Below are 26,161 nucleotides of genomic sequence, written 5' to 3' on the forward strand. Positions count from 1 at the left end.
CATGGCAACACCCCAGCTCTCGCGCGCAACGCTCTCGCAAGTTTCTAACACGGTCATCACGCCTGGCTACGCAGTTCATCCCTTAAAGACAGGCGTTGTGCATTTGGGCTTAGGCGCATTTCACCGCGCCCACCAAGCCATGGTGTTTGACCAACTGCTACGCGAGGGCGATTCGCGTTGGGGCATTCATGGCGTGGGCATGACACAACCCGGTTTGGTCACCAAACTGCGTGCACAAGATGGCTTGTATGCGGTGCGCATTGCAGGCGCCACCGGTGTTGAATGGCAAGTGCCTGGTGCGCTCTGGCAAACCAGTGTGGCCACCACAGAACGGCAAAATGTACTCAATGCCATTGCGGCAAAAAGCACGCGATGGCTCACCCTCACCGTCACAGAAAAAGGCTATACCGCTTCGTTGGCCCAACTGTTGATCGATGGCTTGCGTTTGCGCCATGCAGCGGGCCACGCCGGCCTCACCATTGCTTCATGCGACAACCTGCAAGGCAACGGCCACAAACTTCAAGCCTTGATTCATGCCACAGCCAGCGCACAAGATACCGCGCTCATGCAGTGGATGGATGCTCATTGCGCGTTTCCTTGCAGCATGGTGGATCGCATCGTGCCTGCCGCCACAGACGAAGTTGCTACTGCAGCAAAAGACGCATTGGGCTTGATCGACGACTGCGCCCTCAGCACCGAAACATTTTGGGAATGGGTCATTGAAGACAAGTTTGTCGACCCAGCCGATGGGGCGCTATTGGCCCAATGCGGCGTGCGCGTCACGCCCGATGTGCACAGCTACGAAGAAGCCAAACTGCGAATGCTCAACGGCAGCCACTCGGCCATGGCCCTGATGGGCGCCATCACGGGCCGCCCTTACATAGCCACCTGCATTGGCGCCGATCACATCCGCGAGTTTGTCTACCGCTTGATGAGCCAAGAAGTAGCGCCTCATTTAAGCCGCACCGATTGGGCCGATTACCGCTACGCACTCATTCAACGTTTTGGCAACCCTTACTTGAAACACAGCGTGCATCAGATTGCCACCGACAGTTCACAAAAAATTCCACAGCGCTGGCCACCATCGATCTTGGGACAAATGGCCAAAGGCCAAGCGTTTGAACACCATGCCTTGGCAGCGGCTATTTTCTTGCGCTACACGCTGGCCGTGGATGAACAAGGGCACGCCTATGCCTTGAACGATCCGCAAGCAGAGAGCCTATTGGCCATCGGCAAAAACCAAGTAACAGATGCAGCGGGCAGCTTAAAAGCTTTGTTGTCTCGGCAAGACTTGTGGGGCACTGAGTTGCCTCACAACACACTGTGGGCCCAACGCGTGGCTTATTGGCACGATCAAGTGATTCATCAAGGCATCGATGCCACGGTGAAATTCGCCATCACCTTAGATGCCTAAACTGCAACATTGATCAACAGACCTTTATGAAAATCACAGCCGCCCGTGTCATCGTTTGCTGCCCTGGCCGCAACTTCGTCACACTCAAAATTGAAACCGACGACGGCCTCACCGGCGTTGGCGACGCCACCCTCAATGGCCGCGAGTTGTCGGTGGTGAGTTATTTGGAAGAGCACGTCATCCCTTGCTTGATAGGCCGAGACCCTCAGCAAATTGAAGACATCTGGCAGTACCTCTACAAAGGTGCCTACTGGCGCAGAGGCCCGGTCACCATGACCGCCATTGCCGCAGTGGACACGGCACTTTGGGACATCAAGGCCAAAATTGCAGGGCAACCGCTTTACCAATTGTTGGGTGGCCGCAGCCGCACCGGCATCATGTCGTACGCCCACGCAACAGGTCGCGATACAGCCGAGACTGTTGACGAAGTGCTGCGCCACAAAGAAATGGGCTACTTGGCCATCCGCGCGCAAAGCGGCATTCCGGGTTTGAACAAAGTTTATGGCGTGAGTGGCAATGGCCGCATGTACGAACCCGCTGACGGCCCCTTGCCGGGCGAGCACGATTGGAGCACCGAAAAGTATTTGCGCCACACACCTGGCTTGTTCCAGGCTGTGCGCGAAGCCGTGGGACCCGACACGCATTTGTTGCACGACGCGCACCATCGCCTCACGCCCATTGAAGCGGGCCGCTTGGGCAAAGAGCTGGAGCCCTTTCACTTGTTCTGGCTAGAAGACCCCACGCCCGCCGAAAACCAAGAAGCCTTCAAACTCATTCGCCATCACACCACTACGCCCTTGGCTGTGGGCGAGATTTTCAACACGGTGTGGGACTGCAAAGATTTGATCGAGCAGCAACTCATCGATTACATCCGCACCACCGTCACGCACGCGGGCGGCATCACGCATTTGCGCGTCATTGCCAACTTGGCCAGCTTGTACCAAGTGCGCACCGGCTGTCATGGTGCCACCGACATGTCACCGGTCTGCATGGGCGCTGCTTTGCACTTTGACACCTGGGTGCCCAACTTTGGCATTCAAGAACACATGGCGCACAGCGAAGAAATGCTGTCGGTCTTTCCGCATGATTGGCGCTTTGAAAAAGGCATGCTGTATTGCGGTGAGTCACCCGGCCACGGCGTGGACATTGATGAAAAGCTGGCCGCCAAGTATCCTTATCAGCGGGCCTACTTACCCGTCAACAGGCTTCAACATGACGGCACACTTTGGAGTTGGTAAATTCCTCAGCAAGCAGATACAAAAAAGGCACCTCGCGGTGCCTTTTTCGATGCTGCACAACTTCAAAGCACGCGTGCCAAAGAAGCCTGCAAATTCTCTGAAGGCAAACGCTTAAAGCCCGAGCGTGCAAAGCGTTGCATGCGGCCCATCATGAAAGCCACCAACAAAGAAGCCGTTACTTGCGCCTCCACGGTGGGGGTGTCGCTTTGAATGCCGCCATCGCGCAGTGATTGCTTGAAAGTGCTTTCCAATTTGTCGAACAGCAAGTTCATGCGCTCTTGCAAACGCTCGTTCTCAAAAACCAGCGCATCGCCCGTCATGACGCGCGCCATGCCAGGGTTCTTTTCTGCAAATTGCAAAATGAGCGCCACTGTGCGCGCCACTTGTGCAGGACCTGCAGGTTCGCGGTCGGCAATTTGGCGCACGAAGGCAAACACCGACTGCTCGACAAAATCAATCAAGCCTTCAAACATCTGCGCTTTGCTGGCGAAGTGACGGTACAAAGCCGCCTCACTCACACCCAGCTTGGCCGACAAGGCTGCAGTGGTGATGCGCTCTGCGCCGGGCTGCTCCAACATGCCCGCCAAAGTTTGCAAAATTTGCAATCGACGCTCACCAGGCTTGGGGCGCTTGCGTGTGGGCGCCGCGCCAGCTTCTTCGTTCTCGGGCAGGTTGTCGGAAGTTGTCTCTGTGGTCATGGCCTGTTCCTCAGTGGCTGCGAATCATGGTGCCGAACGCTTGGTCGGTCAGAATTTCTAACAACATGGCGTGTGGCACACGGCCATCGATGATGTGCACAGCGTTCACACCACTCTTGGCGGCATCCAAGGCGCCACTGATTTTGGGCAACATGCCACCACTGATGGTGCCATCGGCAAACAGCTCGTCAATGCGACGGGCGCTCAAGTCGGTCAACAGGTTGCCTGCTTTGTCCAAGACGCCGGGCGTGTTTGTCAGCAGCACCAACTTTTCAGCGCGCAGCACACTGGCCAATTTGCCTGCCACCACATCGGCATTGATGTTGTAACTCTCGTTGTTTTCGCCAAAGCCTATGGGGCTGATAACGGGAATGAAGGCGTCGTCTTGCAGGGCCTTCACCACGCTGGGGTCGATCGACTCGATGTCGCCTACTTGGCCCACGTCGTATTCTTTGTGGGGGTCGTTGTTGTCGACCATTTTGAGTTTCTTGGCGCGAATCATGCCGCCATCGCGACCCGTCAAGCCCACAGCCTTGCCGCCCGCTTGGTTGATCAGCCCCACGATGTCTTGTTGCACTTCACCGGCCAACACCCACTCCACCACTTCCATGGTTTCGGCGTCGGTCACGCGCATGCCTTGAATGAACTCGCCTTTTTTGCCCAAGCGGTTCAAAGCCGTTTCAATTTGGGGACCACCCCCGTGAACCACCACGGGGTTCATGCCCACCAATTTCAAGAGCACCACGTCTTCTGCAAAGTCGGCTTGCAACGCAGGATCGGTCATGGCATTGCCACCGTATTTGATGACCAAGGTCTTGCCATGAAACTTGCGAATGTAGGGCAATGCTTGCGCCAAGATCTCTGCTTTGTCGCGCGGCGCAATGTGGGCCAAGGAATCGATGTCAGTCATGATGGTTCTTTAAATTAAAAACATGCAAGTCAGTACTTGCTCATGTGATAGGGGTCTGTCAGAGCCGTATTGTGAACACTTTTGAGGCCCTTGTGCCCCACCGAAACCATCAAATTACAAAATTTTTGCCAAGAGCTGGTCCACGCCGGTTTGCCAGGGTGGTAACTGCAATTGAAGGGCCTGTTCCAAACGACCGCAATGGAGCCTGGAGTTCAACGGCCGCTGGGCGGGTGTGGGGAATTCTGAAGTGGGCACAGGCAGCACTTCTTTAACGACATAGTTCAAACTGGGCTTCAACTGCTTGGCTTTGGCCAACACATGGTTGGCGTAGTCAAACCAAGTGGTCACACCCGCTGCAGCCAAGTGATAAATACCAGAGAGTGGCTGGGGCGCTTGCAAGGTCAACGCCGTGACATCGGCCAGCAAGGCCGCACCTGTGGGTGCGCCAAACTGGTCGTTGATGACCGTCATCTTCTCGCGTTCTTGGGCCAAACGCAGCATGGTCTTGGCAAAATTGCCGCCCTCGGTGCCGTAAACCCAACTGGTTCTGAAGATCACATGCTGGGCACCCTGCTTGGCAATGCCCAGTTCACCGGCCAACTTGCTGCGGCCATAAGCATTGAGCGGACCTGTGGCATCAGTCTCGACCCAAGGTGTTTGGCCACTGCCGTCAAAGACGTAGTCGGTTGAATAGTGAATGAGCCTTGCCCCAATGGCCGCGCAGGCGCGAGACAACACTTCTGGCGCCAACGCATTGACCAAGTGCGCGGTTTCTGGATCGGTCTCGGCTTTGTCGACCGCGGTGTAGGCGGCGGCGTTCACCACCACGTTGGGCTTGAACAAACGCACGGTGTCTGCCAAGCCTTCCAGATGGGTCAGGTCACCGCAATATGAGGTGCTGTGCTGGTCAAGCGCCAGCACCTCGCCCAAAGGTGCCAAGCTGCGCTGCAGCTCCCAACCCACTTGGCCATTTTTGCCGAGCAATAAAATTTTCATGCGCGGCTTAGGCTTTGTATTGCTTCGTGACCCACTCGCGGTAGGCCCCACTTTGCACATTGGCCACCCACTCGGCGTTGTCCAAATACCAAGCCACCGTTTTGCGAATGCCCGTTTCAAAGGTCTCCGCAGGTTTCCAGCCCAACTCTTTTTCGAGTTTGCGTGCATCGATGGCATAGCGGCGGTCGTGGCCAGGTCGGTCTTTCACATATGTGATTTGCGTTGCATACGACTGACCATCTGAGCGTGGGCGCATTTCATCCAACAGCGCGCACACGGTGTTCACAATCTCGATGTTGGGCTTCTCATTCCAGCCGCCCACGTTGTAGGTTTCGCCCAATTGGCCGCCTTCTAAAACGCGGCGAATGGCGCTGCAATGGTCTTTGACATACAGCCAATCGCGCACTTGCATGCCATCCCCATAGACGGGCAATGGCTTGCCAGCCAAAGCGTTCACGATCATCAAAGGAATGAGTTTTTCGGGGAAGTGCAAAGGCCCATAGTTGTTGCTGCAGTTGGTGGTGAGCACAGGCAGGCCATAGGTGTGATGCCATGCACGCACCAAGTGATCGCTGGCAGCCTTGCTGGCACTGTAAGGACTGTTGGGCTCGTACTTGTTGTTTTCACTGAACGCTGGGTCTTGCGGGCTTAAGCTGCCGTAAACCTCATCGGTAGACACATGCAAAAACCGAAACTGTTGCTGCGCTTCGGACGCCAAGGCTTGCCAATAACCGCGCACAGATTCCAGCAAACGGAAGGTGCCCACAATGTTGGTTTCAATGAAATCACCAGGGCCATGGATAGAGCGGTCCACATGACTTTCAGCGGCAAAGTTCAGCACCGCACGCGGCTGATGCTCAGCCAGTAGCTTGGGCAACAACTTGTCATCGCCAATATCGCCTTGCACAAAGACATGTTGGGGGTTGTTCTGCAAGGACGCCAACGACGCCATGTTGCCTGCATAGGTCAACTTGTCGAGGTTGATGATTTTTTCATCCGTGTTGGCAACCCAGTCCAACACGAAGTTGGCACCGATGAAGCCCGCACCGCCGGTAATCAGAACAGACATGCTTTTCTTTCCAAAACTCTATTTTAGAAGCCTTGGCAGCACTTGCCACAGCGGTTAAAGTGAGGTTTTGCCAAACCCACCCCAGAAGTACGGAGTTTTCATGGCCACCAAAGCATCCAGCAAGACAGGCACCAAGCCTACATCGAAGCCTGCATCCAAGACAGCACAAGCCAAAGCCTCAAGCAGCGAGCCCTTGCACAACACAGCCTCTAAAGACATGTGGTTGGCGGGCTTGGGGGCCATGGCCCAAGCCCAAGCCGTCGCTCAAGAAAAACTGCACGAGGCCACAGCGCACTTCAACCAATTGGCCCAAGGCCTGACCACGGGCATCAACACCAGCCTGGTGCAACCTGCCGGCATCAAAGTTGACCGCTTAGAACACCTGTTTGAAGACCGTGTTGCGCGGGCCCTGAAAAGCTTAGGCTTGCCGACTGCACAAGAAGTGGCCGATCTGCAAGACCGAGTGGCCGCATTGGAGGCCGCGCTGAAAGCTTCCTCTAGCCGCACAAGCAAAGCGGCACCGCCCAAACGCACCAGTGCAAGTGCCAAGTCCCCCGCCACCAAAGCCCGCAAATAAGCACGCCGCGCGCCACACAACAACACATCACACGGCATGGCCAAAAAAGCACCTCGACGCACCGCTGAGCGCATCGCCACCGTGGCATTGGACTTGTTCAATCGCTATGGTGAGCCCAATGTGTCGACCACGCTCATCTCTTCCGAGCTGAACATCAGTCCGGGCAATTTGTACTACCACTTTCCCGCCAAAGACCAGCTGGTCAGCCATCTGTTTGACAACTACAAAGATCGCATCTTGAAGTTGCTGGAGGCCAGCCAAGATGTGAAAGATGTGGAAGACGCTTGGTTCTTCTTACACTCTTTGTTTGAACACATTTGGGATCACCGCTTTTTGTACCGCGACCTCAACGATTTGTTGTCCAAAAATCGGCACTTAGAAACGCACTTCAAAAACATCCTCGAAGCGCAAACTGCCGCCTTGAACCATCTTCTGATGGCCTTGGCGCGTCAAGGCCACATTCGCAATGAAGCCGCCACCTTCACCACCCTGTCGGCCAGCATGTCGGTGGTGGTGACCTATTGGCTGAGTTATGAATATGTGCGCAATCCGCGCCACGCCATGGAGCCTGAAAGCGCAGGCGAGGCATTGGCGCGAGGTGCACGCCATGTGCTGTTGTTGTTGGCGCCTTATTTAGAGCACGCCGACGAACGCGCGCATTTGATGCAATTGACGCAAGCTTACGAAGTTAACTGAAGCGCGATTGCGCCAGCTTCAACAAGCCGTCAAAAATAAGGCTGTCGACCAATTCAAATTGAATGGCCATGCTGGGGGCCATTTTCCAGCCAGCACCGCCGGTCATCACACAGGCGGGTTCCATGCCCGTGTGGTCTCGCAAATGCTGAACCATGCGCTCGCAAGCCCCGGCAATGGCATACGTGCCACCGCTGGTGAGGGCATCGCTGGTGTTGGTGGGAAAAGGCCGCACCTCACCGGTGGGCACATGCAAACCGGCCGTGCCAGATTCCAATGCACGCAGCATGATGCCGTGCCCAGGCAAAATCAAACCGCCTAAAAATTTACCGTGTTGGTCCAAGGCTTCCACCGTGACGGCCGTACCCACCATGACCACCACCAAGGGCTTGGCCTCCCCTTTCAGCATCAAGCGATGTCGGGCACCAATCATGGCCACCCATCGGTCTGAGCCTAAACGGGTGGGGTGGTCATAGCCATTGGACACACCGGCTTCTTCAGTGGACGACACCACCCACTGGGGCGAGATGTCCCACAACTCCATTTGTTCTTGAACACGCCGCTTGACGGCATCTCCGGCCACCACACAGCCCAGCATGTGATCGGGCACAGGCAAACTGGCCCATGGACCCTCGGCCAAGGTTTCAATGTTCTCGAGAAATTCTGCACCCTGTGCCAGCACATTGGCTTGGGTGTGAGGACGATCGTAAAGCGCCCACTTCAAGCGGGTGTTGCCGACGTCGATGGCCAAAAAAGTCATATGGGCGATGATAATGATTTTTTGGATCTGAAGCGGCGGCCAGCTTCAATCTTTCAATAGATACAAACACTCAGGGCTGACGCCTGGTCAATGGGCTGAGTTTTTTCCATGGCAAATCAGCAGGGTCTGCCGCCATGGGGCCAGGGGCTTTGGCCACCAACACCTCAGAGGCGATAGGTGTGAAGTCAGCCCGGAAGTGGTTCGAACTTTTCACCACCACGATCTTCATCTGCTCGGCATGGATGCCCACGGTTCGCAACAACTCACGGTCTAGCAACTGCACTTTGCCGCTGACCACCGCAATCAAAGTGCCGTCAATTTCCAAACACGCACTGGGGCCCATTTGCACCGCAACGCCCGTCATCATGGGGCCCTTCAACACGCAGCGGCCATCGCTGATGGCCTTGACATTAAAGCGTGCCTGCAAGGGCGGATCGCTGAGTTGCCCCGTGAAGATGGGCACGGCTTTGCCCAAACTGCAATGGATTTGCGCACCCACACCGGCTTCAAAAGCCATTTGAGCGGCAGCCGGATCAAACACCAAGCCCACAGCAACTTGTCCAGGAAAAACTTTGCCGGCACCTTGCTGCAACAGTGCATGCAACATGCCTGTGGTGTTGCTGTCCCCACCTGCGCCAGGGTTGTCTTGGGTGTCGGCAATCACCACGGGCGCATCCACTTTGCCTGCAGTGGCCATCGCTTGCACCACGGCTTCTCGCGCAGGCAGCCAATGAGGTCGCCACACAGCGGGCTCGCTGATGGCCTTGAAGAGTTGCTCAACTACGGCTTCGGCCTGAGGACCATGCCCCCAAACCACAGGGCCGCACTCTTCAAAATCAGATGCCGGAAAGCCCATGCAAAAACTCAGCATCACACCCGACTCACGGTCTAGGGCCAGCAATTGTTCGTAGGCGGATTTGGCAGGCGCCATCCATGTCGACTGCGCATTCAAAGAAATCAAAAAGGGAAAACGCCGCGCGAACATCGGCTCTTTGCGACCCAGTTTCAATCGGCGCTGCATCAACTGCGCCGCCAACTCACCCGTGTCGGCCATGTCAATGTGCGGATAGGTTCTGTAAGACACCAAGGCATCACTTTGCGCCAGCATGCGCTGCGTCACATTGGCATGCAAATCCAAGCTGGCCACGATGGGCATAGCAGGGCCCACCAATTGCCGAATGCGCGTCAACAACTCGCCTTCACTGTCATCGGCATGTTCGGCAACCGCCGCACCATGGAGGTCCAAATAAATGCCATCCAGTCCTTGGGGCAACGCATGCCGAATGTCCTCCAAGATGGCGGATGCAATGTTTTCAAAAGCTTCTTGCGTCACATAAGAGGAAGGCGTTGCGCCTGCCCATGCAGAAGGCACCAATTCCCAGTGCCAACGCTTGGCTGCATCCATGAAGCCCGAGATGGGCATGTTGATGCCCGTCATTTGATCGATGACCGTTTGTCCCCGCATGTAGGCCGGAAAAGATTCACCGCAATTGAAGGCGGCCCAATCGGCCAGGCTGGGGGCAAAGGTATTGGTCTCGTGCTGATAGCCAGCGATCAGAATTCTGGGCATGCAAAAAACTTTATCGCATCGCGCCCGTCAAACTCAAACTGGCCAGCGCCATCACTTTGGCAGAATCCACCAACTCTTGAATGCCCACGTACTCGTTGGGTTGATGGGCCAAATCCAAGATGCCAGGGCCATAGGCAATGCAGTCTCTGAGCTTGCCACTTCGCACAATGTGCTTTTGGTCATAGGTGCCAGGGCTGGCAATGTAAGAAGGTTCGCGGCCGAGCACGCGCGCAATGGCCCGCGCTGTGGCATCGACCACTGGTGCGTCACGCGGCGTAGCGGTGGGCACAAAGCTCATGATGTCGCGAATGCCGTAATCAAAGCCAGGGCGTGTGCGCTTCAGTTCATCGAGCATGTCGATGATTTCTTGCTTCACAGCTTCCAAATTTTCTTCGGCAATGAAGCGCCTGTCGAGCACGGTGCGGCAACTGTGCGCCACCACTGGCGAAGGCGCATCAGCGGTGGGCCAACCGCGTTCGTCGGTGGCGTATCGCTGCTCAACTTGACCGCCATGAATGCTGTTGATGTTCAAAGTGCTGACGCGCGCACCCGGGGGCTCCACCGGTTCAGAGGTGTGACGCTGCTTCAGCTGCGGTTGCAATTGGGTTTCGAGCAAATGAATGAACGCGCTCATGTGGTTGATGGCGCTGTCGCCCAAAAACGGCATCGAACCATGGGCAATGCGGCCTTTGGTTTCTACCTCGCTCCACCACACACCGCGGTGACCTAAGCAGATGCGGTCAACACCCAAGGGCTCGGGAATGATGACATGGTGCACACGCGGTTTGCTGAAGTAACCTCGCTCGGCCAAATAGCCCACACCCGCAAAGCCCCCAGATTCTTCGTCGACCGTTCCGCTGATTTCAAGGGCCCCCGGAATGGACATGCCCGATTCAATCAAGGCTTCACAGGCAATGATGCTGGCGGCCAAGCCGCCCTTCATGTCGCAGGTGCCACGGCCATAAATTTTGCCGTCACGAATCTCTGCACCAAAGGGATCAGAGGTCCAACCAGTGCCGGCTTCAACCACATCGATGTGGCTGTTGAAGTGAACACACTCACCAGAACCTGTGCCTTCCCAACGGGCCACCACGTTCATGCGCGGTTTGGCATCGGAGTCGCCAGGTGCGCCGTGGGCCCGCACATATTCAACGGCAAAACCGCGCGGCTTTAATCGCTCGCCAATGAATCTGGCGCAAGCCTCGTAGGCATCGCCAGGTGGATTCACCGTGGGGATGCGCACCAAATCTTGCGTCAATGCCACCACCTCGTCTTGCTTGGCCTCAATGCGCGCCAACAAGGCTTGAACTTGGGGGCGGAGGTCGGCCAGGGTGGTTTTTGAGTTCATCAGTTTTGTCTCCAGGGCAAGCCCCGTTTGCGCCAGCCACCGAGCAAGCCGCGGTGAGCGTTGGCATCTGGGTCGCCCTCAAAGCCTTCCAAAATGTTGTAAGCCTCTAGGCCCAATTGGGTTGCGCGCTGGGCAGCCGCCACAGAACGCACACCACTGCGGCACAGTAACACGATCTTTTTGCCTTCAGCGCCAATGCGTTGAATGCCTGCATCAAAGTCAGGGTTGACATCCACCACAGGCCATTGTTTCCATGCCAAGGGTTTGGCTTCTGGCACAAAGCCCACCCATGCGCGTTCTGCATCAGAACGCACATCGACCATCACCGCTTCACCCGACTGCACCCAATGCCAAGCCAGCTCTGGAAAGACATCGCCGGCATAGCCCTCTGCAGGTCGCACACTCACAACATCATGGGACACAACTTCTCCTCCTGCGTCGTGGCGCAAGCCCGACTTTAAATTGGCGGGAACCGCTTCATCGATTCGCCGCGGTTTGGGTAAATTCAACTGGGCCATGATGGCCTCAAACTGCGCCAGCGTTTTGCCAGCCACGCGCGCATTGTGTTGCATTTCATGGCCGATGCTGGAATGTGTGCGACCTTGGTAATCATGACCCGGCCACACCGTGGTGTTGGCAGGCAACTTGAATAAAATTTCAGTCAAGCTGTTGAACATTTCTTTGGCACTGCCCGATTGAAAATCGGTGCGACCGCAACCGCCAATCAACAGCGTGTCGCCAGAGAACACATGGCCAGCTTGCGCTGTGGCCACATAAAAACACATGCTGCCAGCCGTGTGACCTGGCGTGTGCAGCGCCTTCAAGGCATAGGCGCCAAAGGAAATCATTTGGCCATCGACCAACTGCACCGCGGCAGTCCCAATGTGGCACCCCTCGGGCGCTGCTGTTTGCGCACCCAAGTGCTCGGCCAACAAGCCGGCACTGGTGATGTGGTCTGCATGGGCATGTGTTTCCAATGCCCAGCGAAGTTTCAAACCCAGGGTTTGAATGGTTTTTTGATCGCGTTCAAGTTGCGTGTCCACCGGATCGATGATGACCGCTTCCAAGCTGTGCGCGTCGTACACCACATAGGTGTAGGTGCTGGACTCGGGGTCAAACAGCTGAACGATTTGAAGGGTTTGAGAAGACATGCTGCGCCAAACGACTTATGCAAACTTCGTGAGCATCTCGGCCACATGCTCTGCCGATTGATCGCCTTGCTCAATCATGCAGCCCACCATGGAGAAAAAAGCTTTGTCCAAGGCTTTGCGTGATGCGGCCATTTGCTGGGCAATTTTTTCACAATCGGCATCGGAATCGATCAGCTTTTGCAGGCCACGCAGTTGTCCTTCAATGCGGGCCAAACGGGCACAAAGTGCTTTCTTTTTTTCGGGATCGGCTAAGCGGCTCATGCAGTTCTTTCTAGTTGACTCCAAATTATGATAACTTTTGCCACCTTTTGAGAACATATTTCAGGAACTCTGTTTGATGCTTGCCAATTTGCACCCTTATTTCATTGCTGCCATCGGCGGCATCCTCATTGGATTGGCCAGCTGGCTTTTGTGGTGGGGCTTGGGACGCATTGCCGGCGTCAGCAGCATCACGTCGGAGGCTCTGGCAGCCCCCACCCATCCCGACACTTGGCGCTGGGCATTTTTGGCTGGCTTGATCGTGGGCGGTTGCCTGTTGGGTCAAGGCCTTGAAATTCCTACACTGCCCACCCGCCCCTTGTATCTGCTCATCCCCGCAGGCCTGTTGGTCGGCTTTGGCACCGTGTGGGGCAGTGGCTGCACCAGTGGCCACGGGGTGTGCGGCTTGGGCCGTTTGTCCTTGCGTTCATTGGTGGCGGTTGGCACGTTCATGGCTATAGGCATGATCACGGTGACTTTGATGCGAGGTGCCGCATGACCGAAGCACTGCAAGCCAAGCCCTTGCGCGCGGGCCGACTGGGTCTGGCCTTTTCTGCCGGACTGGTCTTTGCTGCCGGCCTGGTTCTGTCTGGCATGACCCAGCCGCTCAAAGTATTGGGCTTCTTGGACATCACGGCCATCACCAAGGGCCCCTTTCCCGGTTTATGGGACCCCACCTTGGCCTTTGTCATGGGCGGTGCGGTGTGTGTCACCCTGCTGGCATTTGCCTGGACACAAAAACTGGCCACGGCGCCTTTGTTCGCCAATCAGTACCACGAACCTGCCGTGAACCAGATCGACATGCCCTTGGTGGGTGGCGCCGCTTTGTTCGGCGCAGGCTGGGGCTTGGCGGGCTATTGCCCAGGTCCTGCCTTGGCTTCCGCACTTTTAAGTGTTGATGCCCTGATTTTTACGGGCGCCATGCTGCTGGGCATGTTGATTTGTAAGACTTTTCTAAGTAAACGCGCTAAGATCGCAAGTTGACGTTGACGTAAACGTCAATTAGACTGGGCCGCCTGTTTAAGCGGCCCTTTTTCTCCTTGACTGGAACCTTGCCATGACCGACTTGTCTGCCGAATTCAAAGCCCTCGCCGAATACCGCCCCACGCACAAAGTGCGCTTTGTGACGGCTGCCAGTTTGTTTGATGGCCACGATGCCGCCATCAACATCATGCGTCGCATCTTGCAAAGCATGGGCGCTGAAGTGATTCACTTGGGCCACAACCGTTCGGTGGATGAAGTGGTGACTGCGGCTTTGCAAGAAGACGCTCAAGGCATTGCCATTAGCTCTTACCAAGGCGGCCATGTTGAGTATTTCAAATACATGGTCGACTTGCTGCGCCAGCGCGGCGGCGAACACATTCAAGTGTTTGGCGGCGGCGGCGGTGTGATCGTTCCTGCCGAAATTCGCGAGCTGCATGCCTATGGCGTGGGTCGCATTTACTCCCCCGAAGACGGCCAGCGCATGGGCTTGGCCGGCATGATTGGCGAGATGGTGATGCGCTGCGACAAAGACATCAGCGCCTACGCCCCTAAAGATTTGAAAGCCATCCAAGGTGGCACAGAGGCCAACTGGCGTTCCTTGTCACAACTCATCACAGTGCTGGAAAACGGCAATGCATCTGCCGACATGGTGGCCGCATTGCGCACCGAAGCCGCCAAGCACAAAGTGCCCGTGTTGGGCATTACCGGCACAGGTGGTGCGGGTAAATCTTCACTCACTGATGAACTGATTCGCCGCTTGCGTTTGGACCAAGGCGACGACTTGCGCATTGCCGTGGTGTCGATCGATCCTTCACGCCGCAAGAGTGGTGGCGCGCTGTTGGGCGACCGCATTCGAATGAACGCCATCAACCCTTGGCGCAATGGCGCACGCGTGTTCATGCGCAGCTTGGCGACGCGCGATTTTGGTAGCGAGATTTCGGCAGCACTGCCCGATGTGGTGGCCGCGTGCAAGGTGGCGGGCTTTGATGTGGTGGTGGTGGAAACGTCTGGCATTGGCCAAGGCGACGCCGCCATCGTGCCGCATGTGGATGTGCCCATGTACGTCATGACGCCCGAGTTTGGCGCCGCCAGCCAGTTGGAAAAAATCGACATGCTCGACTTTGCCGAGTTTGTGGCCATCAACAAGTTTGACCGCAAAGGCGCCAGCGATGCCCTGCGTGATGTGGCCAAACAAGTTCAGCGCAACAAAGAAGCTTGGACAGTCCCCACAGAACAAATGCCTGTGTTTGGCACCATGGCTGCGCGCTTCAATGACGATGGCGTGACAGCTTTGTACCAAGCGCTCAAAGTGCGCTTGGGCGAGTTGGGTTTGAAATTGAAAGATGGCTTGTTGCCCGCAGTTGATGTGCGTCACAGCACCAACCAAACGCCGGTGGTGCCTGCTTCACGCACACGCTACTTGGCAGAAATTACAGACACCGTGCGCGGCTACAAAAAGCAAGCCCGTGCACAGGCCAAATTGGCACGTGAAATTCAACAACTGCGCGCTGCCGCTGTGATGTTGGAAGTGGACAAACCCGGTCGCGCCAAAGCCGCAGAAGCCGCCATCGACTTGGCTGTTCGCCGAGAAGAAACGCAAGATCCCGGCGCCAAAAAACTCTTGGCCCAATGGCCCGAAATGCAAAAAGCTTATGCGGGCGATGAGTACGTGGTCAAAATTCGCGACAAAGAAATTCGCACAGCACTGACTTCCAAGAGCTTGTCAGGCACCACCATTCGCAAAGTGTCTTTGCCCACCTACGAAGACCATGGCGAAATTTTGAAATGGTTGATGTTGGACAATGTGCCTGGCAGCTTCCCCTACACCGCCGGCACCTTTGCATTCAAACGTGAAGGCGAAGACCCCACCCGCATGTTTGCGGGTGAAGGCGACGCCTTTCGCACCAACACACGCTTCAAGCTTTTGAGCGAAGGCATGCCCGCCAAGCGTTTGTCGACTGCCTTTGACTCGGTCACCTTGTACGGCAACGACCCCGATCCCCGTCCCGACATCTACGGCAAAGTGGGCAACTCGGGCGTGAGCATTGCCACCTTGGACGACATGAAAGTGCTCTACAGTGGCTTTGACTTGTGCAATCCCAGCACCAGCGTGTCCATGACCATCAATGGTCCTGCGCCGTCCATCTTGGCCATGTTCATGAACACCGCCATTGATCAAAACTTGGAAAAGTTCAAAACCGAAAACGGCCGCGAACCCACCGACACCGAAGCTGCCAAAATTCGCGAATGGGTGTTGGCCAATGTGCGCGGCACCGTGCAAGCCGACATCTTGAAAGAAGACCAAGGCCAAAACACTTGCATCTTCAGCACCGAGTTCAGCCTGAAAGTGATGGGCGACATTGCGCAATACTTTGTTCACCACGACGTGCGCAACTTCTACTCCGTGTCGATCAGCGGTTATCACATTGCTGAAGCCGGCGCCAATCCCATCAGTCAATTGGCCTTCACGCTGTCCAATGGCTTCACGTTTGTAGAAGCCTACTTGGCACGTGGCATGCACATCGATGACTTTGCGCCCAACCTGAGTTTCTTCTTCAGCAACGGCATGGACCCCGAGTACACCGTGCTGGGCCGCGTAGCACGCCGCATCTGGGCCGTGGCCATGAAGAACAAGTACGGCGCCAATGAGCGCAGCCAGAAGTTGAAGTACCACATTCAAACGTCTGGCCGCTCTTTGCATGCGCAAGAGATTCAGTTCAACGACATTCGCACCACATTGCAAGCGCTGATTGCCATTTACGACAATTGCAACTCACTGCACACCAATGCGTTTGACGAAGCCATCACCACGCCCACCGAAGACAGCGTGCGCCGTGCCATGGCCATCCAGCTCATCATCAACCGCGAGTGGGGCTTGGCCAAAAACGAAAACCCCAACCAAGGCGCCTTCATCATTGAAGAGCTCACCGAGTTAGTGGAAGAAGCCGTGCTCACTGAGTTTGAAAAGATTGCAGACCGTGGCGGTGTGCTGGGTGCCATGGAAACCGGCTATCAGCGCGGCAAGATTCAAGACGAATCGATGCACTATGAAATGCTCAAGCACACCGGCGAGTACCCCATCATTGGCGTCAACACCTTCCGCAACCCTAAAGGCGACGAAGTGCTCGAGAAGCTGGAACTGGCGCGCTCAACCGATGATGAGAAAAAATCTCAGCTCGACCGTTTGCATGCCTTCCACGCCAAACACGCCAAAGAATCGCCTGCCATGTTGAGTCGCTTGCAACAGGCCGTGATTCACAACGACAACGTGTTTGAGGTCTTGATGGATGCCGTGCGTGTTTGCTCATTGGGTCAAATTACCAACGCCCTCTTTGAGGTCGGCGGTCAATACCGCAGAAACATGTAATTCGTGTGAATCCCTCTCCAAGGTGACATCAGCAGGGCGAAAGTCCTGCTGATTTACTTTGTTTATCGCTTTGTGCGACATTACGCGCATGAACATCCTTTTCATTGTCGACCCCCTCGCCTCCTTCAAAATCAAGAAGGACACCAGCTTTGCCATGATGCGCGAAGCGCAAAAGCGAGGCCACAAAGTGAGCGCCTGCGAAGTGCCGCACATTCAGTGGCAGCGCGGCGAATGCGTCAAAGCGCAAGTGCTAGACCTGCATTTAACCGGTGACACCACCGCTTGGTACGAAGTCACTTCATCGCGCGAAGCATGGCTCAAAGACTTTGACGCCATCATCATGCGCAAAGACCCGCCCTTCGACAGCGAGTATTTCTACGCCACACATTTGCTCAGCCAGGCCGAGCGCGAAGGCGCCAAGGTGTTCAACAAAGCGTCTGCTTTGCGCGATCACCCCGAAAAACTGGCCATCATGGAGTTCCCCCAGTTCATCGGCCCCACCTTGGTCACACGTTCAGCCGACGCCATCAAAGCGTTTCATGCAGAACACCAAGACATCATTCTGAAGCCGCTCGATGGCATGGGCGGCATGGGCATTTTCCGCGTGGGTGCCGACGGTTTGAATTTGGGCTCGATCATCGAGACTTTGAATTTGGACGGTGCGCAATCGGTCATGGTGCAAAAGTTTTTACCGGCTATTGCTCAAGGCGACAAGCGCGTGTTGATCATTGGTGGCAAACCAGTACCTTTCTGTTTGGCCCGCATTCCTCAAGGTGGTGAAGTGCGTGGCAACTTAGCAGCAGGCGGCAAAGGTGTGGCACAGCCCATTACCGACAATGACCGCTCTATTGCGGAAGCCATTGGCCCCATCTTGGCGGCGCGTGGTTTGCTACTGATTGGCCTCGATGTGATCGGCACCAGCGTGACCGAAATCAATGTCACCAGCCCTACTTGCTTCCAAGAGATTTTTGATCAAACGGGTTGCGACGTGGCGGCGATTTTCATCGACGCTTTGGAAGCAGCGGTGAAGCAAGCATGAAAACTGCGGCTTAAAGCAAAGTCCCGTCTCTGAACACCATCACCTCACCAGGCACAAAAGCCGTCCAGGGCTCGTCCAGCGTGAGGGGTGCGGTGACCACCACCGCCACGCGATCGGTCGGGTTGGTTTGTTCGGCAAAGTTCACCTGCACATCCTCGTCTTTGAGTGTGGCCGTTTTGAACGGGTATTGCCGCAGCACATAGTGAAGGTTGGTCGACGCGTGTGCCCACAGCGCTTGGCCATTGGACAATAAGAAATTGAAGGTGCCGTGCTTGGCAATGGCAGGCACCAACTCACGCAACGTGAGTGTGAGTTCTTCCACACTGGGCACCGACGCATGCGACTTGGACAGCTCTTGCATCAGCCAGCAAAACGCTCTTTCGCTGTCGGTTTGGCCCACAGGATGAAAGCTGCCATGCAAACGCGGGTTGAAATTTTCTAAATTGCCGTTGTGCGCAAACACCCAGTAGCGCCCCCACAACTCTCGCACAAACGGGTGGCAGTTTTCCAGCGACACCACGCCTTGCGTGGCTTTGCGAATGTGCGCAATGACATTCTGACTTTTGATCGGATAGCGCCTGATGAGCTCGGCGACAGGCGACTTGCTGGCCTCTTGGTGATCTACAAAATGCCGAACTCCCGCACCCTCAAAAAAGGCAATGCCCCAACCATCTGAATGATGGTCGGTGACACCGCCCCTTTGAGAAAAGCCACTGAAACTGAAGGTGGCGTCGGTGGGCGTGTTGCAATTCATGCCCAAGAGTTGGCACATGTCTAAGCCTTGTTCAAGGGCGGCCAACAGTTGGCCGCCTTGAAAGAGTTTAGCCTGCCTTGACCTTCAAACGCCAGGCGTGCAACAAAGGCTCGGTGTAACCGCTGGGTTGCTCTTTGCCTTTGAACACCAAGTCGCAAGCGGCTTGGTAAGCCTTGGAGGTTTTGAAATTGCCGGCCATCTTTTGGTACAAAGGATCGCCCGCATTTTGTTGGTCCACCACAGCTGCCATGCGCTCCATCGTGGCCTTCACTTGCGCCTCAGTCACCACGCCATGCGCCAGCCAGTTGGCAATGTGTTGGCTGCTGATTCGCAAAGTAGCACGGTCTTCCATCAAACCCACACCATGGATGTCGGGCACCTTAGAGCAACCCACACCTTGGTCCACCCAGCGCACCACATAGCCCAAAATGCCTTGCGCGTTGTTGTCGAGTTCGTCTTGCTTGTCCTTCGCCGTCCACTCAGCAGCTTGTGCCTTGGTGACCACTGGGAACTGCAGCAACTTGTTCAAAGTTTCTTCGCGCAGGTCTTTGGCGCTTTGCTTGGCAATGGTTTTTTCCATCTGCTTTTGCAATGCAGGCACATTCACTTGGTGATAGTGCATGGCATGCAGCGTGGCTGCTGTGGGGCTTGGGACCCAAGCCGTATTGGCGCCCGCATTGGGGTGACCAATTTTTTGTTTCAGCATGTCGGCCATCAAATCGGGCATAGCCCACATGCCCTTGCCAATTTGCGCACGACCACGTAAACCGGCTTGCAAGCCCACAGCCACGTTGGCCTTTTCGTAAGCACCCAACCAGGTGCTGCCCTTGATGTCGCCCTTGCGCATCACAGGACCGGCCAACATGCAGGTGTGCATTTCGTCACCGGTGCGGTCCAAGAAGCCGGTGTTGATGAAGGCCACACGTGATTTGGCAGCGGCAATACAGGCAGCTAAGTTGGCGCTTGTGCGACGCTCTTCGTCCATGATGCCCAGCTTCACAGTAGAAGGCTTCAGACCCAAGACTTTTTCAACACGACCGAACAGGGTGTCGGCAAAGCCCACTTCTTTGGGGCCGTGCATTTTGGGTTTCACGATGTACACGCTGCCGGTGCGGCTGTTGCGGAAATCGGCACCCTTCTTTTTCTGCAAGTCCACCATGGCACACGTGGTGGTGATCATGGCGTCCATGATGCCTTCGGGAATTTCTTTCTGGGAGCCATCTGCTGCGTTGTACAAAATGGCAGGGTTGGTCATGAGGTGACCCACATTGCGCACGAACAACAAAGAACGGCCGTGCAACACTTTTTGACCTTTGCCGTTGGGCTTGGTGTACACGCGGTCGCCGTTCAATGTGCGCTTGAAGGTCTTGCCACCCTTTTGCACTTCTTCAGCCAAAGTACCTTGCAAGATGCCGAGCCAATTGCTGTAGGCTAACACTTTGTCTTCAGCATCGACTGCTGCCACTGAGTCTTCCAAATCCAGAATGGTCGACAGGGCAGACTCGGCCACCAAATCAGACACACCTGCGGGGTCTGTTTTGCCAATGGGGTGTGACTTGTTGATTTGCAAATCAAGGTGCAAACCGTTGTGCTTGAACAGCAAGGAAGTGGGGGCTTTGGCATCGCCTTGGAAGCCCACAAATTGTTTGGCATCGGCCAAGGTGGTGGTGCCCGACTTCAGGCTGACCACCAACTTGCCACCCTTCACGCTGTAACCCGTGCTGTCAATGTGCGAACCCTTTTTCAAAGGCGCGCAACGGTCCAGCACATAGCGGCAGTACTCAATCACTTTGGCGCCGCGCTTGGGGTTGTAGCCTGTGCCTTTTTCGCAGCCATCGGCTTCGCTCAAGGCGTCGGTGCCATACAAGGCATCGTACAAAGAACCCCAACGTGCGTTGGCTGCATTCAAGGCATAGCGCGCATTCAAAATAGGCACCACCAATTGCGGGCCGGCCAAAACAGCCAACTCAGCATCAACATTTTGAGTCGTTGCTTTGGGGCTCTTTGGCTCTGGCACCAAGTAACCAATGGACGTCAAATGTTTGCGATAAGCCTTCATGGCTTTGGCATCCGCAATCGGGCCAGGGTTCGCTGTGTGCCACTTGTCCATTTCCAATTGAATGCGATCGCGCTCGGCCAACAATGCAATGTTCTGTGGCGCCAAATCTTTGACGATGCCATCAAAGCCCGCCCAGAAGGCTTTGCTCTTCACGCCAACTGCAGGCAATACCTGGTCTTCAATGAAGCGATACAAAGGGGTGGCCACGTGCAGGCCGTGAATGCTGGTGCGTTGGGTCATGAGAGCCTCTAGAAAAGTAAAAAAATGGAAATGGGGGGCGCTCTTGAACAGTTCTGTCCAGATTTGCAGCGCCTATGACACCCACTGTATTCGATGTTTCAAGGTTTATAAATCAGCGAAATGGCTTTTGACTTGTGACTTTTTTGCAAAGGTTCGGCCGCAATTCACCAAAATTAGAGAAAATACGAACATCTCTCCCTCAGGGTTTACAACCGCTTGCACATACTTCCATGGCCAAAGAACGCATCCTGATCAGTGAAGTGGGCCCGCGCGACGGCTTGCAGTCGGTCAAGCAAACCATGCCCACCGCCAACAAACTGCGGTGGCTTGACGCCTTGGTTGCCTCGGGTCTGCAAGAAATTGAGGTGGCTTCTTTTGTGCCCGCGCATTTGCTGCCGCAAATGGCCGATGCCGCCGAAGTCGTTCAACACGCCCTCCAATACCCCCACGTGACGGTCATGGCCTTGGTGCCCAACCGAAAAGGCGCTGAAGCGGCCTTGAAAGCCGGCGCTCAAAAACTCACCATCCCCGTCTCCGCCAGCGAAGCCCATTCCATGGCCAATGTGCGCAAAACACGTGAAGCCATGGTTGAAGAAGTTCGCGCCATCATTCAAGTTCGCAATGAATTGGCGCCCCATGTAAAAGTGGAGGCCGGCATCTCAACGGCCTTTGGCTGCACCCTGCAAGGCCATGTGGCCGAGGACGATGTGGTGAAGTTGGCCGCCGCCGTGATTGAAGCCGGCGCCGACGAATCGGGCTTGTCTGACACCACGGGCATGGCCAACCCCGCGCAAGTGCGCAGAATTTTCAAACGCGTGTTTGCCGAAATCGGTGACAAAACGGGCGCCGCGCACATGCACAACACACGCGGCTTGGGCCTGGCCAATTGTTTGGCGGCCTACGATGTGGGCGTTCGCGTCTTCGACAGTTCCTTGGCTGGCTTGGGCGGCTGCCCTTATGCGCCTGGCGCGTCGGGCAATGTGGTCACCGAAGACTTGGTCTTCATGTTTGAAGCCATGGGCATCGAAACCGGCATCGATATTTCCAAACTCATTGCAGCCCGCCAAGCTTTGATAGACGGCCTGCCAGGCGAACCTCTTTATGGCATGACGCCCGATGCAGGCTTGCCCAAGGGTTGGCCCCTCGAACACATTTAATTCAAAACCATGAACACTGCCAAACACCTGCCCTACGAAGGCATCCGCGTCGTTGAATTCACCCACATGGTGATGGGCCCCACCTGCGGCATGGTGCTGGCCGACTTGGGTGCTGAAGTCATCAAAGTGGAACCCATCGGTCACGGCCACGAAGGCGATAACACCCGCAAACTTTTGGGTTCGGGCGCTGGCTTTTATCCACTCTTCAACCGCAACAAGAAAAGCTTGGCGCTGGACTTGAAAACACCCGAAGGCAAAGAGGCCGTGCTGCGCTTGATTGCCACCGCCGACATCGTCAGCGAAAACTTCAAGCCCGGCACCATGAAAAAACTGGGCCTCGATTACGAGACCTTGAAAAAAATCAACCCTCGCCTGATTTACGTCACGCTCAAAGGCTTCTTGCCAGGTCCTTACGACCATCGCACCGCACTCGATGAAGTGGTGCAGATGATGGGTGGTCTGGCCTACATGACAGGCCGCCGCGGCGACCCCTTGCGCGCAGGCACCAGCGTGAACGACATCATGGGCGGCATGTTTGGCGCCATTGGTGCCATGGCGGCACTGGCTCAACGCGCGCAAACAGGCGAAGGCCAGGAAGTGCAAAGCGCCTTGTTTGAAAACAATGTGTTCTTGGTGGCCCAGCACATGATGCAGTACCAAGTGACGGGCAAACCTGCAGCGCCAATGCCGGAGCGCATTTCTGCATGGGGTGTCTACGACGTGTTTGTGGTGAAGGACGGCGAGCAAATTTTCTTGGCCGTGGTCAGCGACACGTCTTGGAAAATTTTCTGCGATGTTTTCAATTACCAAGATTTGTTCGACGATCCCCGCTTGGCCAACAACAACCAGCGCGTGCTGGCGCGCGATTGGCTGATTCCCCTGCTGCGCGAACGGCTGAAAGATTTTTCAGCGCAATACCTCAGCGATGTGTTTGAAAAAAATGCACTGCCTTACGCCCCCATCACAGCACCACACGATCTGCTGGAAGACCCGCACCTGAAAGCCACCGGCGGTTTGGCGCCACTTGAATTGAACGATGGCCGCACCGTCAACACGGTGTTGCTGCCCCTTAGCTTGAATCAAGAGCGTTTGAAAGTTCGGCAATCAGCGCCTCACTTGGGCGAGCACAACGAAAGTTTGCTCAGCAGCCTGGGTTACAGCGCCGAAGAGATTCAAAAACTCAGCCATCCAGTCGACTAAAAAAAGAAACACCGCCGTCCATGGACAAACTCAAAGTCTTTGAATCCTTTGTCTCGGTCGCCACACGGGGCAGCCTGAGTGCTGCGGCGCGTGCTGAAGGCGTAGCGCCCGCCATCATTGGCAGGCGATTGGATGCGCTCGAATCTCATTTGGGTGTGAAGTTGTTGTTGCGCACCACGCGGCGCATCAGCCTCACGCACGAAGGCAGTGCTTTTTTAGAAAACTGCCAACGCCTTTTGAGCGATGTGGCCAATGCCGAAGACAGCGTCTCGGCTGGCGGGCTCAAGGCCAGTGGTCATCTGCGCATCACGGCACCGGCAGGATTTGGCAGACGCCACGTGGCACCTTTGGCGCCCTTGTTCCATGCGCAAAACCCCGACGTCAAAATCTCGTTGAACTTGAGCGACAGGGTCATTGACCTGGCCGCCGAAGGCTTTGACTTTGCGGTGCGCGTGGGCGATTTGCCCGATTCTTCTCTGGTCAGCGTCAGGTTGGCCGATAACCGCCGCCTGTGTGTGGCCACACCCGCCTATCTGGCCAAACACGGCACCCCACAACACCCCTCAGAGTTGCTGCAGCACAGCTGTCTGACGCTCTCTAGCGATGCCTCGCAGACCCGAGGTTGGGCCTTCAAAGTCCCTCCTGCCGACAATGCCGAGGGCCCAGAAGTCACTTATTTGCGCCCCCATGGCCCGCTTGATTGCTCAGACGGACAGGTTTTGCACAGCTGGTGCTTGGCCAGCATGGGCATTGCATGGCGCAGCACCTGGGAAGTCGAAAACGACATCGCATCGGGCCAATTGGTCGAGGTTTTGGCCGATTTTGCAGCCCCGCCCAATGGCATTTACGGTGTTTTTCCCCAACGCAAGCACCTGCCCCTGCGTTTGCGCCTTTGGATCGACTTTTTGAAGCATCACTACAGCTTGCCCACAACATGGCAAAGCGCCCCGTAAAATCGGGGGATGCTTCAAGCCAAACAAGAATTACTCTCGGCCCTCGCCGCCGAACTCGAACGCCTGCACGCCGGTGCCGGCGCCAAAGCCGTCTTTGAATCACCCAAGGTGGCCGCCCATGGCGATTTGGCCTGCACGGCCGCCATGCACTTGGCCAAACCTTTGGGCCAAAACCCCCGACAAGTGGGCGAAGCTTTGCGCACCGCGCTCATGACCACACCGGCCTTCAGCCAATGGGTTGAAAGCATCGACATTGCCGGCCCTGGCTTTTTGAACCTCAAGCTCAAGCCCAGCGCCAAACAAGCCGTGGTCAAAGAGGTGCTGCATGCGGCATCCTGCTTTGGTAAACAAGCCGAGCGCAATGAAAAAGTGTTGGTGGAATTTGTGTCTGCCAACCCCACAGGCCCATTGCACGTGGGTCACGGCCGTCAAGCGGCTTTGGGCGATGCCATTTGCAATTTGTTTGCCACGCAAGGTTGGAACGTTTACCGCGAGTTTTATTACAACGACGCGGGCGTGCAAATCAACACCTTGGCCACGTCCACGCAATTGCGCGCGCAAGGCTTCAAGCCCGGCGATGCACAGTGGCCCAGCGGCGAAAACGCGGCCGCCTACAACGGCGATTACATCCAAGACATTGCACAAGATTTCTTGGCCAAGAAAACCGTCAAGTCCGACGACCGTGAATTTACCGGCAGTGGCGACCTGAATGATTTGAATGGCATGCGTGAATTTGCCGTGGCCTATCTGCGCCACGAACAAGACCTCGACTTGAAAGCCTTCGACGTCAAGTTTGACAACTACTATCTCGAGTCCAGCCTGTACACCAGCGGACGTGTTGACAGTGCCGTCAAGAAACTCCAAGAAGCTGGCAAGACCTACGAACAAGACGGCGCCCTGTGGCTCAAGTCCACCGACTACGGTGACGACAAAGACCGCGTGATGCGCAAAGGCGACGGCACCTACACCTACTTCGTGCCCGATGTGGCGTATCACATCACCAAGTGGGAGCGTGGCTTTACCAAGGTGGTGAACATTCAAGGCACCGACCACCACGGCACCATTGCCCGTGTGCGCGCGGGTCTTCAAGCCGCTGGCGTGGGCATTCCGCAAGGCTACCCCGACTACGTGCTGCACACCATGGTGCGCGTGATGCGCGGCGGTGAGGAAGTGAAAATTTCCAAACGCGCGGGCAGCTATGTGACTTTGCGCGACCTGATTGAGTGGACCAGCAAAGACGCCGTGCGTTTCTTCTTGCTCAGCCGCAAACCTGACACCGAGTACGTGTTTGACATTGATTTGGCCTTGGCCCAAAACAACGACAACCCTGTGTATTACGTGCAATATGCACACGCGCGCATTCACTCCATCTTGCGCACCTGGGGCGGCGATGTGGCCAGTTTGGCCAAAGCCGATTTGTCCAGCCTGGAAAATCCAAAGGCACAAGCCCTCATGTTGCTCTTGGCCAAATACCCCGAAATGCTCACGGCGGCTGCACAAGACTTTGCGCCGCACGATGTGACGTTCTACTTGCGCGACTTGGCCGCCAGCTATCACAGCTACTACGATGCAGAGCGCATTTTGGTGGAAGACGAAAACCAAAAACTGGCACGCTTGGCCTTGGTTGCAGCTTGTGCCCAAGTCTTGCAAAATGGCTTGAAGATATTGGGTGTGTCTGCGCCAGAGCAGATGTAATTCATCCCAACGGCATTACCTTGAGAAACCA

General features: G+C 55.9%; 23 protein-coding genes and 1 pseudogene. 12 read left to right on the forward strand and 12 right to left on the reverse strand.

Features of this window, described 5'->3' with window-relative positions; all coding sequences use genetic code 11:
- The first annotated feature begins 1 nt into the window (after nt 1).
- A complete protein-coding gene (locus B9Z46_RS10105) occupies nt 2-1,414 on the forward strand; it encodes a mannitol dehydrogenase family protein (RefSeq protein ID WP_108256165.1) in 1,413 nt (470 codons plus the stop codon).
- Between the two features lie 26 nt (nt 1,415-1,440).
- Complete coding sequence (gene manD / locus B9Z46_RS10110) at nt 1,441-2,652, forward strand: D-mannonate dehydratase ManD (protein ID WP_108256167.1); 1,212 nt, start codon at nt 1,441-1,443, stop codon at nt 2,650-2,652.
- A 62-nt stretch (nt 2,653-2,714) separates the two neighbouring features.
- Here manD and slmA read toward each other — a convergent pair whose 3' ends face one another.
- The 4 genes from slmA to rfbB form a co-directional block, all read right to left on the reverse strand.
- On the reverse strand, nt 2,715-3,350 hold the full coding sequence (slmA, locus tag B9Z46_RS10115) for a nucleoid occlusion factor SlmA (RefSeq protein WP_108256169.1): 636 nt from the start codon (nt 3,348-3,350) through the stop codon (nt 2,715-2,717).
- 10 nt (nt 3,351-3,360) lie between these two features.
- Nucleotides 3,361-4,260, reverse strand: coding sequence for an acetylglutamate kinase (gene argB, locus B9Z46_RS10120; protein WP_055359707.1), 900 nt, complete (start codon nt 4,258-4,260; stop codon nt 3,361-3,363).
- A gap of 114 nt (nt 4,261-4,374) precedes the next feature.
- Nucleotides 4,375-5,256, reverse strand: coding sequence for a dTDP-4-dehydrorhamnose reductase (gene rfbD / locus B9Z46_RS10125; protein ID WP_108256171.1), 882 nt, complete (start codon nt 5,254-5,256; stop codon nt 4,375-4,377).
- A gap of 7 nt (nt 5,257-5,263) precedes the next feature.
- Complete coding sequence (gene rfbB / locus B9Z46_RS10130) at nt 5,264-6,325, reverse strand: dTDP-glucose 4,6-dehydratase (RefSeq protein WP_108256173.1); 1,062 nt, start codon at nt 6,323-6,325, stop codon at nt 5,264-5,266.
- A 100-nt stretch (nt 6,326-6,425) separates the two neighbouring features.
- Between rfbB and B9Z46_RS10135 the strand changes: the two genes are divergently transcribed.
- Nucleotides 6,426-6,902 (forward strand): phasin family protein, encoded by a 477-nt coding sequence (locus tag B9Z46_RS10135; RefSeq protein WP_108256175.1) that lies wholly within the window; start codon nt 6,426-6,428, stop codon nt 6,900-6,902.
- Nucleotides 6,903-6,938: 36 nt separating this feature from the next.
- Nucleotides 6,939-7,598, forward strand: coding sequence for a TetR/AcrR family transcriptional regulator (locus B9Z46_RS10140; protein WP_108256177.1), 660 nt, complete (start codon nt 6,939-6,941; stop codon nt 7,596-7,598).
- On the opposite strand, the gene B9Z46_RS10145 is transcribed toward B9Z46_RS10140, so the two are convergent.
- From B9Z46_RS10145 to B9Z46_RS10165, 6 genes and pseudogenes are all read right to left on the reverse strand, one after another.
- Entirely contained in the window at nt 7,591-8,355 is a 765-nt protein-coding gene (locus tag B9Z46_RS10145; RefSeq protein WP_108256179.1) for a type III pantothenate kinase, read from the reverse strand. The genes B9Z46_RS10140 and B9Z46_RS10145 overlap by 8 nt on opposite strands.
- Nucleotides 8,356-8,425: 70 nt before the next feature.
- The gene (locus B9Z46_RS10150) at nt 8,426-9,925 is read right to left on the reverse strand and encodes a M81 family metallopeptidase (RefSeq protein ID WP_108256182.1); all 1,500 of its coding nucleotides are present in this window, start codon (nt 9,923-9,925) and stop codon (nt 8,426-8,428) included.
- 10 nt (nt 9,926-9,935) lie between these two features.
- A complete protein-coding gene (locus B9Z46_RS10155; RefSeq protein WP_108256184.1) occupies nt 9,936-11,273 on the reverse strand; it encodes an acetylornithine deacetylase/succinyl-diaminopimelate desuccinylase family protein in 1,338 nt (445 codons plus the stop codon).
- On the reverse strand, nt 11,273-11,695 hold the full coding sequence (locus B9Z46_RS15260) for a rhodanese-like domain-containing protein (protein ID WP_231717710.1): 423 nt from the start codon (nt 11,693-11,695) through the stop codon (nt 11,273-11,275). Before B9Z46_RS15260 ends, B9Z46_RS10155 begins: the two co-directional genes overlap by 1 nt.
- A 201-nt stretch (nt 11,696-11,896) precedes the next feature.
- Nucleotides 11,897-12,424, reverse strand: a pseudogene (locus B9Z46_RS15265) (MBL fold metallo-hydrolase); the annotation flags it as partial.
- A 15-nt stretch (nt 12,425-12,439) separates the two neighbouring features.
- Nucleotides 12,440-12,685 carry a metal-sensitive transcriptional regulator gene (locus tag B9Z46_RS10165; protein WP_055359699.1) on the reverse strand — a complete coding sequence of 82 codons (246 nt, stop codon included), beginning with the start codon at nt 12,683-12,685 and terminating at the stop codon, nt 12,440-12,442.
- 76 nt (nt 12,686-12,761) lie between these two features.
- Between B9Z46_RS10165 and B9Z46_RS10170 the strand changes: the two genes are divergently transcribed.
- The 4 genes from B9Z46_RS10170 to gshB all read left to right on the forward strand — a co-directional run bounded on the left by B9Z46_RS10170 (nt 12,762) and on the right by gshB (nt 18,072).
- Nucleotides 12,762-13,181: a YeeE/YedE family protein gene (locus B9Z46_RS10170; protein ID WP_108256188.1), complete on the forward strand. Its 420-nt coding sequence runs from the start codon at nt 12,762-12,764 to the stop codon at nt 13,179-13,181.
- On the forward strand, nt 13,178-13,666 hold the full coding sequence (locus B9Z46_RS10175; protein WP_108256190.1) for a DUF6691 family protein: 489 nt from the start codon (nt 13,178-13,180) through the stop codon (nt 13,664-13,666). Before B9Z46_RS10170 ends, B9Z46_RS10175 begins: the two co-directional genes overlap by 4 nt.
- A gap of 73 nt (nt 13,667-13,739) precedes the next feature.
- Nucleotides 13,740-17,033 (forward strand): fused isobutyryl-CoA mutase/GTPase IcmF, encoded by a 3,294-nt coding sequence (gene icmF / locus B9Z46_RS10180; protein WP_108256192.1) that lies wholly within the window; start codon nt 13,740-13,742, stop codon nt 17,031-17,033.
- A gap of 88 nt (nt 17,034-17,121) precedes the next feature.
- Entirely contained in the window at nt 17,122-18,072 is a 951-nt protein-coding gene (gene gshB / locus B9Z46_RS10185; protein WP_108256194.1) for a glutathione synthase, read from the forward strand.
- 10 nt (nt 18,073-18,082) lie between these two features.
- Here gshB and B9Z46_RS10190 read toward each other — a convergent pair whose 3' ends face one another.
- Together B9Z46_RS10190 and B9Z46_RS10195 are read right to left on the reverse strand one after the other, a co-directional pair.
- Nucleotides 18,083-18,844, reverse strand: a complete 762-nt coding sequence (locus B9Z46_RS10190; protein WP_108256463.1) for a class II glutamine amidotransferase — start codon at nt 18,842-18,844, stop codon at nt 18,083-18,085.
- 49 nt (nt 18,845-18,893) lie between these two features.
- Nucleotides 18,894-21,125, reverse strand: a complete 2,232-nt coding sequence (locus B9Z46_RS10195) for a malate synthase G (RefSeq protein WP_108256196.1) — start codon at nt 21,123-21,125, stop codon at nt 18,894-18,896.
- 230 nt (nt 21,126-21,355) lie between these two features.
- Between B9Z46_RS10195 and B9Z46_RS10200 the strand changes: the two genes are divergently transcribed.
- Genes B9Z46_RS10200 through argS form a run of 4 tightly spaced genes read left to right on the forward strand, consistent with a single transcriptional unit; the run spans nt 21,356 to nt 26,130 of the window.
- On the forward strand, nt 21,356-22,282 hold the full coding sequence (locus B9Z46_RS10200; protein ID WP_108256198.1) for a hydroxymethylglutaryl-CoA lyase: 927 nt from the start codon (nt 21,356-21,358) through the stop codon (nt 22,280-22,282).
- A gap of 9 nt (nt 22,283-22,291) precedes the next feature.
- A complete protein-coding gene (locus tag B9Z46_RS10205) occupies nt 22,292-23,482 on the forward strand; it encodes a CaiB/BaiF CoA-transferase family protein (RefSeq protein WP_108256200.1) in 1,191 nt (396 codons plus the stop codon).
- A 20-nt stretch (nt 23,483-23,502) separates the two neighbouring features.
- Nucleotides 23,503-24,435 (forward strand): LysR family transcriptional regulator, encoded by a 933-nt coding sequence (locus B9Z46_RS10210; RefSeq protein WP_108256202.1) that lies wholly within the window; start codon nt 23,503-23,505, stop codon nt 24,433-24,435.
- Between the two features lie 9 nt (nt 24,436-24,444).
- On the forward strand, nt 24,445-26,130 hold the full coding sequence (argS, locus tag B9Z46_RS10215) for an arginine--tRNA ligase (RefSeq protein WP_108256204.1): 1,686 nt from the start codon (nt 24,445-24,447) through the stop codon (nt 26,128-26,130).
- Nucleotides 26,131-26,161: the final 31 nt, after the last annotated feature.

This window comes from Limnohabitans sp. Hippo4, from assembly GCF_003063605.1.
Taxonomy (GTDB): domain Bacteria; phylum Pseudomonadota; class Gammaproteobacteria; order Burkholderiales; family Burkholderiaceae_C; genus Limnohabitans_A.